General features: G+C 47.8%; 14 protein-coding genes. All 14 read left to right on the top strand.

Annotated elements, in window-relative coordinates; translation table 11 throughout:
• The first annotated feature begins 295 nt into the window (after positions 1-295).
• The 14 genes from B5D35_RS04350 to fliJ all read left to right on the top strand — a co-directional run bounded on the left by B5D35_RS04350 (position 296) and on the right by fliJ (position 14,427).
• Positions 296-1,435 (top strand): flagellin, encoded by a 1,140-nt coding sequence (locus B5D35_RS04350; protein ID WP_078751370.1) that lies wholly within the window; start codon positions 296-298, stop codon positions 1,433-1,435.
• 67 nt (positions 1,436-1,502) lie between these two features.
• The gene (locus B5D35_RS04355; protein WP_078751371.1) at positions 1,503-1,925 is read left to right on the top strand and encodes a flagellar protein FlaG; all 423 of its coding nucleotides are present in this window, start codon (positions 1,503-1,505) and stop codon (positions 1,923-1,925) included.
• A gap of 16 nt (positions 1,926-1,941) precedes the next feature.
• Positions 1,942-3,309: a flagellar filament capping protein FliD gene (gene fliD / locus B5D35_RS04360; protein WP_078751372.1), complete on the top strand. Its 1,368-nt coding sequence runs from the start codon at positions 1,942-1,944 to the stop codon at positions 3,307-3,309.
• A 9-nt stretch (positions 3,310-3,318) separates the two neighbouring features.
• On the top strand, positions 3,319-3,609 hold the full coding sequence (locus B5D35_RS04365; protein WP_078751373.1) for a hypothetical protein: 291 nt from the start codon (positions 3,319-3,321) through the stop codon (positions 3,607-3,609).
• Positions 3,610-3,621: 12 nt separating this feature from the next.
• Complete coding sequence (gene fliS / locus B5D35_RS04370; protein ID WP_078751374.1) at positions 3,622-4,026, top strand: flagellar export chaperone FliS; 405 nt, start codon at positions 3,622-3,624, stop codon at positions 4,024-4,026.
• Positions 4,027-4,197: 171 nt separating this feature from the next.
• Positions 4,198-5,673 (top strand): sigma-54 dependent transcriptional regulator, encoded by a 1,476-nt coding sequence (locus tag B5D35_RS04375; protein WP_078751375.1) that lies wholly within the window; start codon positions 4,198-4,200, stop codon positions 5,671-5,673.
• Positions 5,674-5,835: 162 nt separating this feature from the next.
• Complete coding sequence (locus B5D35_RS04380) at positions 5,836-6,882, top strand: sensor histidine kinase (protein WP_078751376.1); 1,047 nt, start codon at positions 5,836-5,838, stop codon at positions 6,880-6,882.
• Positions 6,882-8,285 (top strand): sigma-54-dependent transcriptional regulator, encoded by a 1,404-nt coding sequence (locus B5D35_RS04385; RefSeq protein WP_078751377.1) that lies wholly within the window; start codon positions 6,882-6,884, stop codon positions 8,283-8,285. The genes B5D35_RS04380 and B5D35_RS04385 overlap by 1 nt, the downstream gene beginning before the upstream one ends.
• Positions 8,286-8,489: 204 nt before the next feature.
• Complete coding sequence (gene fliE / locus B5D35_RS04390; RefSeq protein ID WP_078751378.1) at positions 8,490-8,801, top strand: flagellar hook-basal body complex protein FliE; 312 nt, start codon at positions 8,490-8,492, stop codon at positions 8,799-8,801.
• Positions 8,802-8,816: 15 nt separating this feature from the next.
• Positions 8,817-10,574, top strand: coding sequence for a flagellar basal-body MS-ring/collar protein FliF (gene fliF, locus B5D35_RS04395; RefSeq protein ID WP_078751379.1), 1,758 nt, complete (start codon positions 8,817-8,819; stop codon positions 10,572-10,574).
• Entirely contained in the window at positions 10,567-11,607 is a 1,041-nt protein-coding gene (fliG, locus tag B5D35_RS04400) for a flagellar motor switch protein FliG (protein ID WP_078751380.1), read from the top strand. Before fliF ends, fliG begins: the two co-directional genes overlap by 8 nt.
• A gap of 46 nt (positions 11,608-11,653) precedes the next feature.
• A complete protein-coding gene (gene fliH / locus B5D35_RS04405) occupies positions 11,654-12,670 on the top strand; it encodes a flagellar assembly protein FliH (protein ID WP_078751381.1) in 1,017 nt (338 codons plus the stop codon).
• Positions 12,654-13,970 carry a flagellar protein export ATPase FliI gene (fliI, locus tag B5D35_RS04410; protein ID WP_078751382.1) on the top strand — a complete coding sequence of 439 codons (1,317 nt, stop codon included), beginning with the start codon at positions 12,654-12,656 and terminating at the stop codon, positions 13,968-13,970. Before fliH ends, fliI begins: the two co-directional genes overlap by 17 nt.
• Before the next feature lie 7 nt (positions 13,971-13,977).
• Positions 13,978-14,427 (top strand): flagellar export protein FliJ, encoded by a 450-nt coding sequence (fliJ, locus tag B5D35_RS04415; protein WP_078751383.1) that lies wholly within the window; start codon positions 13,978-13,980, stop codon positions 14,425-14,427.
• The last annotated feature ends 192 nt before the right edge of the window (positions 14,428-14,619 follow it).

Here is a 14,619-nt window from a genome sequence, read left to right on the forward strand (position 1 = left end):
TTCCTGTTTGGTCTCGCTTTTAAATACGTAGATATTTTTCAGGTCTCTCCCAATGAGGGCTTTTCGAAAGAAAAATGTCATTTCTCCCTAAAGTTTTTCTTTTCTAAGACGAAAACTACTCATAGCGCCTTGTAGCAACAGCAAAATTTTCAGTGAATTATGCGCTGTAAAAAAACGGGAAAAAAGTTGTAAAGGTTTTCCCAAAACTGCCGTTACATGGGTTGTGAGAGATTAATAACTGGTTTTCCCTGGTTTGCTGGGCGGAAGCCGGACTTAGTACCAAAGGAGAATAGTTATGGCTATTACAGTAAACACTAACGTGCCTGCAATGACCGCTCAGCGCTACCTAAACAGTTCAACGGATTCTTTGAATGCGTCGATGGAGCGTCTGTCTTCAGGCTTCCGCATTAACAGCGCAAAGGATGATGCAGCGGGTCTGCAAATCTCGAACCGCTTGATTTCACAAAGCCGTGGTCTGGACGTTGCAGTACGTAACGCAAACGACGGTATCTCAATGTCACAAACTGCTGAAGGTGCGATGGAAGAATCCACTAACATCCTACAGCGTATGCGTGACCTGTCTCTGCAATCAGCGAATGGTGCGAATGGCGACCAAGAGCGTGTGGCAATTCAAGAAGAAGTTGTTGCACTGCAAGACGAACTGAACCGTATCGCAGAAACCACCTCATTCGGTGGTGCAAAACTGCTGAATGGTTCATTTGGCACCAAAGCATTCCAAATCGGTGCGGATGCGGGTGAAGCCGTCATGATGGAATTCAAAAACATCCGTGCTGACGAAACCCAAATGGGTGGTGCAACCTATAAAGCCTCTGTAGCGGCAAGCCGTGATATGGCTGCATGGACTGCAACTGCTGGTGCGTCACTGGACATCAAAGTGGTTGATGCGGATGGTAACTCTCTTGACCTAAACATTGCAGCTAAAGGCGGGGATGATGTAGAAGAAGTTGCGACTTACATTAACGGTCAAGCGGATGGCAAAGTCTCAGCGTCTGTTACTGAAGACGGTGAATTGCAAGTTGTTGCCGCATCGGGTTCAACCGTAACGTTCGCAGGTGCGCTGGCAAACTCTCTGGGTATTGCGGGTGCAACCAAAGTTGATGAAACCATTCAAAACGTTGATGTAGGTACCGTGGGTGGTGCACAGAAAGCGGTTGGTTTGATTGATAACGCCATGCAGTACATCGACTCTCACCGTGCAGAGTTGGGTGCGAAGCAGAACCGTCTGAGCCACGCGATTGCGAACTTGGATAACGTTAACGAGAACGTTACAGCGTCTAATAGCCGAATCCGCGATGTGGATTTTGCGAAAGAGACGACTCAGTTCACTAAATCTCAGATCCTACAGCAGTCTGGTACGTCTATACTTGCACAAGCGAAGCAAGCACCGTCAGCTGCACTGAGCCTGTTAGGTTAATAGAGAATTAGCCATGTGACGGTGAGCTTGCCCCTCACCGTCAACAGCTAACAGGAGGTGAACAACAATGGACATAACATCCGTTTCAACGTCATCCCTGTCTCAAGTGACTCCACAGCCAGGCACGAAAGTTGCTAGCAGTAATCGTTCTGTGGAGGGGACTCAACCCGAAATCACACACCAGCAACGGATGGCAGAGAATGTTGAAAAGCTGTCTCAGCGTCGAGTAGAACAAGCGAATAGCTTGGACAATTCGAGAAAGATACAGCAAGAACAGCTCGAAGTGCTGGTGGAACGACTAGATGAGTTTGTGTCTACCTTTAACAAAGGCTTATCATTTCGACTCGACGAGGAATCAGGAAGAAATGTTGTTACTGTTTATGAAATGAGCAGTGGTGATATTATCCGCCAGATCCCAGAGAAAGAAATGCTTGAGCTAGCACAGCAATTGTCTCTTCATTCGAGGGGGCTTGTTGTAGAAAAGGTATAACTGAGGTGAAGATAACATGGGTTTGAGTGCAACGGGCCTTGGCAGTGGCATGGATATTACTTCCATGGTCAATAAAATTGTTGAGGCTGAGCGTGCGCCCAAGCAGGAGCGTATCGTTAAGAACATGAATGATGTTGAAACTAACATCAGTGCTTACGGTAGACTCAAAACTTCCCTCAATACGATGAAAGATCTGATGTATGACTTTCGTCGTGACAATACCTTCGCGGCGCGGAGTACGGTTTCCAGCAATGAAGAAACCGTCTCTGCATCCGCTACCCATCTTGCCGCAACTGGCGTTTATTCCATTGATGTTCAGCAACTAGCCCAGTCACACAAACTGGTTTCAGAAGGCTTAGATGCCGATGAAGACTTTGGTGCGGGACAAATTACGCTGAGCCTCGGCAGCCGATCTGCCACTATAGATATCGAAGCAGATAAAAGTTCGCTTCTTGATATCGTTCGTACGATCAATAGCAACCCGTCCAACCCTGGCGTGCAAGCCTCTGTGATCAATGATGACAGCGGGGCACGATTGATCCTAAGTGGTGACAAAACGGGTGAAAAGAATCAAATTAGTATTGGCGTCACAGCCTTGCCTGGGAGCCCGTTAGAGGCTCTTGCCTACGATCCTGTCAGCCCAACTAACAATATGAATGAAATGCAGGTGGCAAAAGATGCCCGCATTTTGATTGATGGGCTGGCCTCAGTATCGAGTGATTCCAATTCATTTTCTGACGCGATTCGTGGTGTAGATATCTCGGTATCAAAGCTGACGACGGCAGAATCTGGCCCAATTACGATCAAGGTTGATGAAGACCGAGACGCGGTCAAAGGGGCGTTAGAAGAGTTTGTCGATGCTTACAATGCGTTTTATCAAGTTATCAAAGCATTGTCTAAGTATGACCCTGATACCCAGCAAGGTGGCCCACTGATTGGCGACACCGTTATTCGATCCGCTGTCAGTCAAATGCGTACCTTGTTTTCCACCCCTATTGAAGGTGCATCTGATTCACTGAAAACTTTGAGTGAATTAGGGGTGGCAACCACGATGGAAGGTCGACTGGAAATTAACTACTCCTTGCTGGATAAGCAATTAAAGCAAAACTTCTCTGCTTTGGAAGGCTTCTTTGGTGGCAACCAAGGGTTTGCACGAAAAATTGAAGAAACGGTTCAAAACTTCACCGGGGCTGGTGGGGCTATTCGAAATAGAGAGTCGAGCCTCGGCGACCAGAAAATGCGATTGCAAGACGAGCAAGAGAAGCTGGATCGAAGAATGGAAGACATAGAAAATCGGACATTGAAACAATTCTCTGCGATGGATAATGCAATGGCAGAAATGCAATCTCAGTTGGCTTCCATGATGAACATCATGCCGGGTTAAAGTGTTCAAATGTCAAACCTTGCGGCGCTTCAGCATATAGATGAACAATTGTTAACCGTCCTGAACCATGATGATGTTAATCTTGATGATATGGCACGGTTATTGAATGCAAGAAAGGAATGTCTGGCAGAGATCACGAATTTGCCGGAGAAGCCTGAACAAGAGGCGTGGTCTGTTGCAATGCAGCGAACCACACAGCTTGTCAATTTGATCAAAAATCATCGTGATCGTACTGCAGCTCAGGCCAGCCAACTTATAAAAGGGCGTAAGTCAGTGCAAATTTATAAAAAATTCGAGTAGGTGAGGAAAGGTATGAGAGGGTCACTTCAGGCCTACAAAAAAGTGTCGGTCGATAGCCAATTGTCTGCTGCGTCACCGCACAAAGTGATTCAAATGCTGATGGCAGGGGCAATTGAACGCCTTATTCAAGGTAAAGCAGCTATGTTGCAAGGTGATATTGCCGTTAAAGGTGAGCGCTTGGGTAAGGCTTTGGATATTATTATCAGCCTAAGAACTTGCTTGTCGATGGAAGAGGGTGGTGAAATTGCAACCAATTTGGATGCATTGTATGACTTTATGATCCGACAAGTTACGATGGCAAATCGAGATAATCTTGATGCTCCTATCGATGATGTGATCGATATTTTGCGCGAAATTAAATCAGCGTGGGATCAAATACCCGCCGAATATCACAATATCACTCAAGCAGACGCATAATTCCCTTCAGGATTCACTACAATTTGATCTGTCTTGGCACCAGAGTCACAGCTTTATTGTGTCTCTGGTTGCTATATAACATTCAACTATTAGAATAGCTGGATTATTCTGTCGTCAGCGGTATGATTGCGTGGACGACAAAGATGGTTTTGGGGCAGATATATCTCACACATGCAAGGTTTAACGAAGATTCTTGTTATCGAGGATGATGAAAAGTTTCGTCACGACTTAGGCGTTATCTTGGAGTTTATTGGTGAGCAATACCTGCTATGTTCAACCATTGAGCTAAACGATTCGCATTGGAAGCAAGCAGAGGGGGCTTGTTTTCTCGGTAATATTCATTCACCCCAAAAACTGTCTCAGGTTCTTGATAGCCTGGCAATAAATAACCATATCCCGATTATTGCGCTGTCTAAACACAAAACAGAATTATCAGGTTTACCAAATTTTGTTGGTGAGCTTGAGTTTCCGTTAAATTATCCTCAACTGGCTGATGCACTTCGCCATTGTCAGGAGTTTTCGGGCAAGCGCGCTTTTAATATCCCGCAACTTAGTCGAAAAAACACGCTATTCCGAAGCATGGTTGGTCGCAGTGATGCAATTAGCGAAGTTCGTCATTTGATTGAACAAGTCGCAGGCACCGACGCAAGTGTTTTAATTCTCGGCGAATCTGGCACGGGTAAAGAAGTTGTCGCTCGAAATATTCACTATCATTCTCAGCGTGGAAAAGGGCCATTTGTTCCTGTTAACTGCGGTGCTATTCCTCCAGAACTTTTAGAAAGTGAATTGTTCGGTCACGAAAAAGGTGCGTTTACGGGAGCGATTTCTTCGAGAAAAGGCCGCTTTGAGCTTGCAGAGGGAGGCACACTATTTCTTGACGAAATAGGGGATATGCCTCAACCCATGCAGGTAAAGTTGTTGCGCGTGCTTCAAGAGCGAAGTTTTGAACGCGTGGGTGGTAACAAGACCATTCAAGCGAACGTTCGCGTGGTGGCGGCGACGCACCGTAACTTAGATGTGATGATCGAAAATGGTTCATTCCGTGAAGACCTGTTTTATCGATTAAACGTGTTTCCAATTGAAATGCCAGCACTGAGAGATCGCATCGAAGACACTCCGCTTCTTATTCAAGAGTTGATGGCGCGTTTAGAAGCCGAAGGCGGAAATCAGGTTCATCTGACACCTCGTGCAATATCTTCGCTGATGGAGCACGAATGGCCGGGTAACGTTCGTGAGCTTGCTAATCTCATTGAGCGTATGGTGATCCTGTACCCTGGACAAATGGTTGACGTTAATCGACTGCCAAAAAAATACCGCTACAGTGATATTCCAGAATTCCAACCTGAATGCTTCAATCAATATGAAGATGCTGAAGAGTTGGAACGTGAAGCATTGCATGCTGTGTTTGCGATGGACGATCATGAAGAGGATATGCCGGGATTCAGTAATCCGGCTGCGACAGGGCTTCCACCTGAAGGTGTTGATTTAAAAGCTATGTTGGCCGATTTAGAAGTTGACATGATTCGTCAGGCCCTTGAAGCGCAAATGGGTATTGTGGCACGCGCTGCTGATATGCTGGGCATGCGCCGAACCACGCTGGTCGAAAAGATGAGAAAGTACGGACTGAACAAAGAAGATGTCGCATAAATTCGTTGAATTGGTCTTGCAAAAAAAGCGAAGTCAAAAAAATGACTTCGCTTTTTTTATTGTGCAAACGCTTAACTTATTGAAATTAATTGGTTAATTGTTGGCACATTATCTGCTAATACTGATTTAGTATCGAATTGACTAGGTCATAAGTAAAAGATCATGGAAGCCAACGACTCTCCGCTGGGAACATTAGACCAACAGCTTCTCCGCTATAAACAAGTACTGGATGTGATGCCAGCTGGTGTTATCTTGCTGGATCCATATGGGAAAGTTGCAGAAGCTAATCCTGAAGCGTACCGCCTATTGGGGGAACCGCTGGAAAGCATTCGTTGGGTTGATGTGATTAACCGTGCGTTTTCCCCCAGAGAAGATGATGGTCACGAAGTGTCACTGCGTGATGGGCGGAAGGTAAAACTTGCGATCTCGGCGTCAGAGTCAGGTCAGCTTATTCTGATCACAGATATGACTGAAACACGTTTGCTTCAATCACGCGTCAGTGATCTTCAACGACTGTCTTCGCTTGGAAAAATGGTGGCATCGTTAGCGCATCAGGTACGTACTCCGTTATCGAGCGCCTTGCTTTATGCTGCAAATCTAGGGGCTCCTAACCTCAATCAGCCGACCAGACAGCGCTTTCAAATGAAGCTGGTGGACAGATTGCATGATCTTGAAAAACAAGTGAATGACATGCTGCTGTTTGCTAAAGGGGGAGACAACAAGGTTGTCGACAAATTCACATTAGAGCTTTTGTTGAATGAGTTTGAACCCATGGTTGAGGCCTTGGTGAACAGCCAAAACGTCGATTTCGAAATCAATTGTGATGATGAATCTCATACGTTACTTGGGAATGTGAATGCATTAGCGAGTGCGTTATCGAATTTGGTTTTTAATGCAATTCAGGTTTCTGGCAAAAACTGCAAAGTGGTCGTTGACGCGCGAGCGGTCGGAAATCAGCTCTTCCTGTCAGTGGCAGATAACGGCCCGGGTATCGCAGAAGAATTGCAAAGTAAGATATTAGAACCTTTCTTTACGACTCGTCAGCAAGGAACAGGGCTAGGGCTTGCAGTTGTACAAATGGTCAGTCATGCGCACAAGGGTCGATTGACGTTGCAGTCTAACTTGGGCCAAGGCGCGTGTTTTACTCTTAGTTTGCCACTGGCAAACAATCACGATGCTGTACGAGACAAGGTATCAGGAGAAGCATAATGAACCAGAGCAAAGTATTGATTGTTGAAGATGATGAAGGCTTGCGCGAAGCACTGGTCGACACTCTGGCATTGGCAGGTTACCAATGGGTAGAAGCCGACAGTGCAGAGCATGCATTGCTTATTTTAAAGAATGAATCTGTCGACATTGTTGTCTCTGATGTTCAGATGGCGGGTATGGATGGTCTCGGTCTGCTGAGAAACCTAAAACTACATTATCCTAAGTTACCGGTTCTATTGATGACGGCTTATGCCAATATTCAAGATGCCGTTGCAGCAATGAAAGACGGTGCGGTTGATTATATGGCTAAGCCATTCGCACCTGAAGTGTTGCTCAATATGATAAGCCGCTACGCGCCTGTTAAAACTGAAAACACCGACGCGGTTGTGGCTGATCCAAAAAGCAAAGCCCTTATTGCGCTGGCTGACAAAGTCTCAAAGACCGACGCCAATGTGATGATTCTTGGACCGAGTGGCTCGGGAAAAGAGGTGATGGCGAGACATATTCACCGCCAGTCTCTTCGCGTGGACGGCCCGTTTATCGCAATTAACTGCGCAGCTATTCCAGAGAACATGCTGGAAGCCACATTGTTTGGCTATGAGAAAGGTGCATTTACCGGGGCGGTACAAGCCTGTCCGGGTAAGTTCGAACAAGCGCAGGGTGGCACCATTCTTCTCGATGAAATCAGTGAGATGGAATTATCACTGCAGGCGAAGCTGCTTCGCGTACTTCAAGAACGTGAAGTTGAACGCTTGGGCAGCCGTAAGAGCATTAAATTGGATGTGCGAGTATTGGCTACCAGTAACCGCGACCTTCGCCAGTATGTCGAACAAGGGAATTTCAGAGAGGATCTTTATTACCGCTTGAATGTTTTCCCTATTTCCTGGCTACCGCTATGTGAGAGACCTGGAGATATCATTCCTTTAGCGACACATTTGCTTCAGCGTCACTGCAGTAAAATGGGCCATGGTACGCCGGTATTAGAAGAATCTGCCGCTCAAAAGCTGCTTCAATATGCTTGGCCGGGCAATGTGCGCGAACTGGACAATGTGATGCAACGAGCATTGATACTTTGCCAGCAAGGAACGATTTCGGCAGGTGACATATTGCTTGAAGGATTAGATTGGCAGGATGCAGGTAGCCTGCAATCGTTGGTCTCACTCAGTGAGGTGGTGACGCCACAAATTCAACCTCAAGCGATCCCAGCTAAAACATCCAACGCTGCGTCGTCTGAAAGCTTGGGTGGCGAGTTACGTGAGCAGGAGTTTACCATTATTCTCGACACCATTCGCGCCTGTGAAGGACGACGAAAGGATGTCGCGGAGCGTTTGGGCATTAGCCCACGAACCTTGCGTTATAAACTCGCTAAAATGCGTGACGCGGGTATCGATATTCCCCAATAACCAATCTCCCCACCTTTACCGCATATTGTGTGATGGCCCAGAGAATTCGAGTCATCGCTTAATTGACATTGTTGGTATTAGGCTGCTTTTTAGGGCGTTAGTGCGTTATAATTATTGGCTTGCTAATTGCGTAAATAGTAATCAAATAGGCGTTTAAGCCAGAAATGGCGCGAGTTGCCAAAGTTTTGACAGTGAGGACGACCCATGAAAATTAATGGCATGCAGCATGAAATGCAGGCGATGGCTCTGGAAGCCCAGAGCACAGCACGTGCGGCAACGGGACAGCAAGTGTCTCAAGATTTTGGCGAACTCCTGTCCAGCGCAATGAATACAGTCAATGGATTACAGAAAACATCTGGTGATTTACAAACCCGTTTTGATCAGGGCGATCGAAGCGTAAGTTTGTCGGATGTGATGATTGCACGTAACAAATCCAGCGTTGCCTTTGAAGCGACAATTCAAACGCGTAATAAGCTGGTAGAAGCGTACAAAGAATTAATGAACATGCCGGTTTAATGTAGGTACTAGCTCGTGGCTGAAGACACTGATAACACGCAACTAGCCTTAGCCGACAATGCGTCGGGCCTGCCTGTTGCGTCGGATGGCGGAATGTCCGATCCTGACATGATGGAAAGAGATATAACACCGTCATCAGGGCTATTGGGCGGCATGGATGTTGCGCGTCAGGTCATACTCGTAGCAGCGGTTGCCATTTGTGTATCCCTTCTTGCGCTGCTTTTTGTCTGGGTCCAAGAGCCGGAAATGCGTCCATTGGGCACATACGAAACGGAAGAGTTAATCCCCGTTCTCGATCACTTGGACCAACAAAAAATCGAATACGCACTTGATGGCAATACCATCAGAGTGCCCGTCAAAGAATACTCCACGATCAAGCTTAATCTCAGCCGAGCCGGTTTGAACTCCGCGCGTGAAGAAGGTGATGACATCCTTCTGGAAGATATGGGCTTTGGCGTTTCTCAACAACTTGAACGTGAAAGACTAAAACTCAGTCGTGAACGTCAACTCGCTGCTGCGATTGAAAAAATTCGCGCAGTCAGCAAAGCCCGTGTTCTGCTGGCCATGCCAAAACAAAGTGTGTTTGTTCGCCATAATCAAGAGGCCTCCGCGACCGTATTTTTAACCGTAAGGGGAAATACTCAGCTTGGTCAGGAAGAAGTGGACTCTATCGTTGATATGGTGGCATCTGCCGTACCGAGCCTGAAACCTTCTCGCGTGACGGTGACGGATCAACATGGCCGGCTTTTGAGCTCGGGCAATGAAGACCCAATGACGTCTCAACGCCGAAAAGAGTACGACTTAGAACGTAAGCAAGAACAGGCGCTGAGAGAAAAAATTGACTCAATCTTGATCCCCGTTCTTGGTTTAGGGAATTACACCGCACAAGTTGATATCACGATGGACTTCAGTGCGATAGAAGAGACACGCAAGCGGTTTGATCCGGCAACGTCATCAACGCGAAGTGAATACACCCGCGAAAATTACAACAACACCGATTACGTGGCAGGCGTTCCTGGTGCGCTGAGTAACCAGCCACCTGTCGATTCGGCGATTCCTGAAGATATCCAAGATCTAAAAAATGGCGGTGCAGGCGACAAAGGTTCACTCAGCCGTGAAGCGACGCGTAACTATGAGTTGGATACAACGATCAGCCATCGTCGAGCACAAACGGGGACAGTCGCCCGTCAAACGGTTTCTGTTGCCGTGGATTACATCGCAGGTGTCAATCCTGAATCCGGCGAAATGGTGAGAACACCTGTCGGTGAGGCGGAACTTCAAAAAATACGCCGTTTGCTTATCGGTGGTGTTGGCTACTCCGAAATGCGTGGAGACATATTGGACGTGGTCTCAGTGGCCTTTGTTGAGCCAGAAGTTGATGCCATCGGCGAAGTGCCAATTTGGGAACATCCTAACTTCAACGACTGGGTTCGTTGGCTTGCAGCGGCACTGGTTGTCATTGTGGTGGTGTTTGCCTTGATTAAACCTGCGTTGTCAAAACTGCTCAATCCACACAAAGACGACGACGCACTTCTGGGACCCAATGGCGAGATGATGGGGCCAGATGGCCTACCGCTCAGTCCTGACGATGACATAGGCCTGATTGGTGCAGAGTTGGATGGTTCGAGTAATTTCTCGATGAGTTCATCAAACCTCAACCTCCCAGATCTCCATAAAGATGAAGACCTGTTGAAAGCAGTGCGTGCACTGGTCGCAAATGAACCTGACCTAGCGGCTCAGGTAGTGAAAAGCTGGGTAAGTGAAGATGGCTAAAGACGACGAAAACAAACCAGGTGCTGAGTATGACATTAGCCAACTGTCGGGTATTGATAAAGCGGCTATTTTGCTGCTTAGCCTGACAGAGCAGGATGCAGCTAGCATAATCCGCCACTTAGAACCAAAGCAGGTTCAAAAAGTCGGTGGTGCGATGACCCAGATGGCAGATTTGAATCAAGAAAAAGTGGCCGCAGTGCATCGCAGTTTTCTGGAAGATATTCAGAAATTCACGGCCATTGGTATGGGCAGTGAAGACTTTGTTCGAAACGCGCTTATCGCCGCACTTGGTGAAGATAAAGCGACCAACCTTGTTGATCAAATCCTGCTGGGCAGTGGCTCGAAAGGTCTCGATTCACTCAAATGGATGGATCCGCGCCAGGTGGCATCTATCATCATCAATGAGCACCCTCAGATCCAGACCATCGTTCTGTCCTACTTGGAACCAGAACAGTCCGCCGAAATTCTGACGCAGTTTGCCGAGCGTGATGCACTCGATTTGGTGATGCGTATTGCGAACCTAGAAGAAGTACAACCTGCTGCATTGCATGAGCTAAATGAAATCATGGAGAAACAGTTTGCGGGTCAGGCGGGTGCACAAGCCGCGAAGATTGGTGGCTTGAAAGCGGCTGCAGACATCATGAACTACATGGACAATGCACTGGAATCTGCGCTGATGGAGCAGATTGGTCAAAACGACGAAGAGATGGCGTCCCAGATTCAGGATCTTATGTTTGTTTTCGACAACCTTGCGGAAGTCGACGACCGTGGTATTCAGGCTATTCTCAAAGATGTTCCTCAAGAGGCACTTCAACGAGCACTTAAAGGCGCGGAAGAAGGACTTCGAGACAAAATTTTCAGAAATATGTCCAAGCGTGCAGCAGAAATGCTGCAAGACGATTTGGAAGCGATGGGGCCTATTCGCGTTTCCGATGTGGAGGCAGCCCAGAAAGAAATTTTGTCTGTTGCTCGACGATTGGCCGATTCTGGCGAAATCATGCTGAGCAGTGGTGGTGCGGACGAGTTCCTCTAACCATGACAGATGTTAAACCCATTGCAACAATGTTGAAGGTAGTAGCATGACTCTTGACCGTCGACGCGGATATATTCGTACCAGTGAACAACCGGACGATGTTCTAGAGCGTTGGGAGCTGCCTAGTTATGCGGGTGGAAAGCCACAGCCGAAAGATACCGCACTCAACTATGACCCAAGTTGGGAGCCGCCCGAGCTTGAAGAACCAGAAGTTGAGCCTGAGTTAGACCTTTCAATGCTGACGGCAGAGGTGCTTGAAGAGATCAGGCAATCTGCTTATGAAGAAGGCCATGAAGAAGGGCGTGAAGCAGGTTTTGACGAAGGTAAAACCTCGGGGCTGGAGCAAGGCAAAATTGAAGGCCTTGAAGCTGGAAAAGCCGAAGGATTTGAACAAGGTTTAGCTGACGGTCAGAAACTGGTTGAAGAGCGTTGTCGTCACCTTGATGTGATGTTGACCAAACTCGCTTTCCCTATTCACCAAGTCGACCATCACGTTCAACAACAAGTGGTTGAACTGGTGATGCATCTTGCGAAATCAGTCATCCAAACCGAAGTGATGACAAATGCACAAGTGATCCTCAATACGCTGCGTGAAGCTGTGAATGCGCTCCCTATCGCAGGACGTCAGGTGACAATCTACCTGCACCCTGATGATATGGAGATTGTCACTTCAGCACACAGTGTGGAATCGCTGCGTGATCGCGAATGGCGTTTGATTGCTGAGCCCTCACTTAATCGTGGTGATATTCAAGTTGCCTGCGGTGACTCAGTTGTTGATTATCGCATTGAAGATCGAATTGCTCAGGCATTAAGCCGCTTTGCAGGCCAAAACCTGAGTCGTGAGCCAGAGCTCGCTGAAAATGAGCCGGGTGCTGATGTCTTGTTAGGCCCAGATATGGTCGTGACTGACGAAGTGGCTGGCGACAACCCGTCTACGCCTGCAGAGCCAGCTGAAAGCAATGTGTCGTCACAGGACGCCATATCATCAGACGATGACGCTTCTGACGCGTCCGACGTTTCCGGAGCGCACAACATGGAAGGCGAAAATGGCCAGCCTGTCTGAGAGACTGAGTGCGCTGTCCACTGAAAACCTGAGTGTACGCCCTGTCGCGTCAGGGAAACTCGTTCGCGTTGTTGGATTAACCTTGGAAGCTATCGGCTGCCGCGCACCTATCGGTAGCCTTTGCACCGTGGAAACACTAAACGGCAGCATTGAAGCGGAAGTGGTCGGTTTCTCAGGTGAAACACTCTACCTCATGCCAAGTGAGCAAATCTCTGGCGTGTTACCGGGGGCCCGTGTGACACCGCTATCCGGTGAGCAGGGCGTCCCTGTTGGACTCGAACTTCTCGGTCGCGTGATTGACGGCGTGGGTAACCCGTTGGATGGTTTGGGTGACATTTTTACCGGACAGACGGCTTCCTTTACCCCCGCGGCAATAAACCCGCTTTCCCGAAAACCTATCGATACACCACTGGATGTAGGCATTAAGGCCATAAACGGTTTATTGACCGTGGGCAAAGGTCAGCGTATTGGTTTATTTGCAGGTTCGGGTGTTGGTAAGTCTGTCACCCTCGGCATGATGACGCGAGGCACAACGGCTCAAGTTGTTGTCGTTGGTTTGATAGGCGAGCGTGGTCGAGAAGTTAAAGAATTTATTGATGAAATCCTTGGCAAGGAAGGGCGTGCGCGATCGGTTGTCATTGCCGCTCCTGCAGATGCTTCACCCTTGATGCGACTTAAGGGTTGTCAGACAGCCTTGACCATTGCTGAGTACTTCAGAGATCAGGGGCTCGATGTTCTGCTGTTGATGGACTCATTGACGCGTTTTGCACAAGCGCAGCGAGAGATAGCGCTTTCGGTAGGTGAGCCGCCTGCAACAAAAGGTTACCCGCCTTCTGTTTTTGCTAAATTGCCCGCATTGGTTGAACGTGCAGGTAATGGTGCTGAAGGGAAAGGGTCGATAACGGCGTTCTTCACTGTGTTGACTGAGGGTGACGATCTGCAAGATCCGATTGCGGATGCAGCACGTGCTATTTTGGATGGTCATATCGTCTTATCACGAAAAATGGCGGATGCAGGGCACTATCCTGCGATAGATGTTGAACGCTCTGTCAGCCGTGTTATGCCAAACATTGTGGACGATGAGCATATGCTAATGTCGCGTGCAGTGCGGCAAATTCTCTCCGTTTGTCGTAAAAATCAGGATTTGGTATCAATTGGCGCTTATAAGCCTGGTACTGATCAATCCATAGACCAAGCCTTTACCTTGAAACCACGCATCGATGGCTATTTGCAGCAAGGTATGAAAGAAGTCGTGCCTTACGGTATGTGCGTCAACATGCTCCGCTCAACGCTACAGTAGGTGAATTATGTCTAGTAACGCAATGAACCTGCTACTTGAACAGGCGACAAATACCGAGCACAAAGCGCATTTAGCGCTGGTTGCTGCGCAGCAAGAGCTTCAAGGCTACTACATTCAGGTAGAGCAAATTGAGCAGTATCGCCTTGACTACTTTCGCCAAATGTCTGACCGCGGACAGGCGGGTTTAAGTGCGAGCAGCTACGGTCACCTCAATCGATTCATCGTTCAATTAGATGAAACGCTGGCAAGACAACGCCAGGCGGCAATAGATTTTGAAGACAATGTCGAACGTTGCCGAGAGCATTGGATGCAATGTCGCCAGCATACTCGTTCTCTCGAATGGCTCATTGAAAAGCGAGAGAAAGAAGCGAGAATGCGGGCTGACCGTCTTGAGCAAAAGCAGATGGATGAGTTCGCAATGTTGAGTTTTTCCCGCCAAAAACGCGAACAATTCTAGGGTCTGTTTATCTTTGGTGAAGATTTTTGCAGCAGTTTGTGGGGGACGTTATGCAAGGCAGAGGCTTTGATGTGTAGCTGGCCTACATGAGAAGCCGATAACGCAGGAGAAAGTCCTCACAAACGCTGCCCGAAGGGTTCTGCTAAAAGCGCTTTATGCTTTGTTGAGGTGTATTTGCGTAGAATAACTAGG

The organism is Enterovibrio nigricans DSM 22720, assembly GCF_900167155.1.
In the GTDB taxonomy this organism is placed as follows: Bacteria; Pseudomonadota; Gammaproteobacteria; order Enterobacterales; family Vibrionaceae; genus Enterovibrio; species Enterovibrio nigricans.

What these genes read in the sequence shown, in the direction of transcription:
- B5D35_RS04350 (WP_078751370.1), top strand. Translation starts at nt 296, where the DNA reads ATGGCTATTACAGTAAACACTAACGTGCCTGCAATGACCGCTCAGCGC.
- B5D35_RS04355 (WP_078751371.1), top strand. Translation starts at nt 1,503, where the DNA reads ATGGACATAACATCCGTTTCAACGTCATCCCTGTCTCAAGTGACTCCA.
- fliD (WP_078751372.1), top strand. Translation starts at nt 1,942, where the DNA reads ATGGGTTTGAGTGCAACGGGCCTTGGCAGTGGCATGGATATTACTTCC.
- B5D35_RS04365 (WP_078751373.1), top strand. Translation starts at nt 3,319, where the DNA reads ATGTCAAACCTTGCGGCGCTTCAGCATATAGATGAACAATTGTTAACC.
- fliS (WP_078751374.1), top strand. Translation starts at nt 3,622, where the DNA reads ATGAGAGGGTCACTTCAGGCCTACAAAAAAGTGTCGGTCGATAGCCAA.
- B5D35_RS04375 (WP_078751375.1), top strand. Translation starts at nt 4,198, where the DNA reads ATGCAAGGTTTAACGAAGATTCTTGTTATCGAGGATGATGAAAAGTTT.
- B5D35_RS04380 (WP_078751376.1), top strand. Translation starts at nt 5,836, where the DNA reads ATGGAAGCCAACGACTCTCCGCTGGGAACATTAGACCAACAGCTTCTC.
- B5D35_RS04385 (WP_078751377.1), top strand. Translation starts at nt 6,882, where the DNA reads ATGAACCAGAGCAAAGTATTGATTGTTGAAGATGATGAAGGCTTGCGC.
- fliE (WP_078751378.1), top strand. Translation starts at nt 8,490, where the DNA reads ATGAAAATTAATGGCATGCAGCATGAAATGCAGGCGATGGCTCTGGAA.
- fliG (WP_078751380.1), top strand. Translation starts at nt 10,567, where the DNA reads ATGGCTAAAGACGACGAAAACAAACCAGGTGCTGAGTATGACATTAGC.
- fliH (WP_078751381.1), top strand. Translation starts at nt 11,654, where the DNA reads ATGACTCTTGACCGTCGACGCGGATATATTCGTACCAGTGAACAACCG.
- fliI (WP_078751382.1), top strand. Translation starts at nt 12,654, where the DNA reads ATGGCCAGCCTGTCTGAGAGACTGAGTGCGCTGTCCACTGAAAACCTG.
- fliJ (WP_078751383.1), top strand. Translation starts at nt 13,978, where the DNA reads ATGTCTAGTAACGCAATGAACCTGCTACTTGAACAGGCGACAAATACC.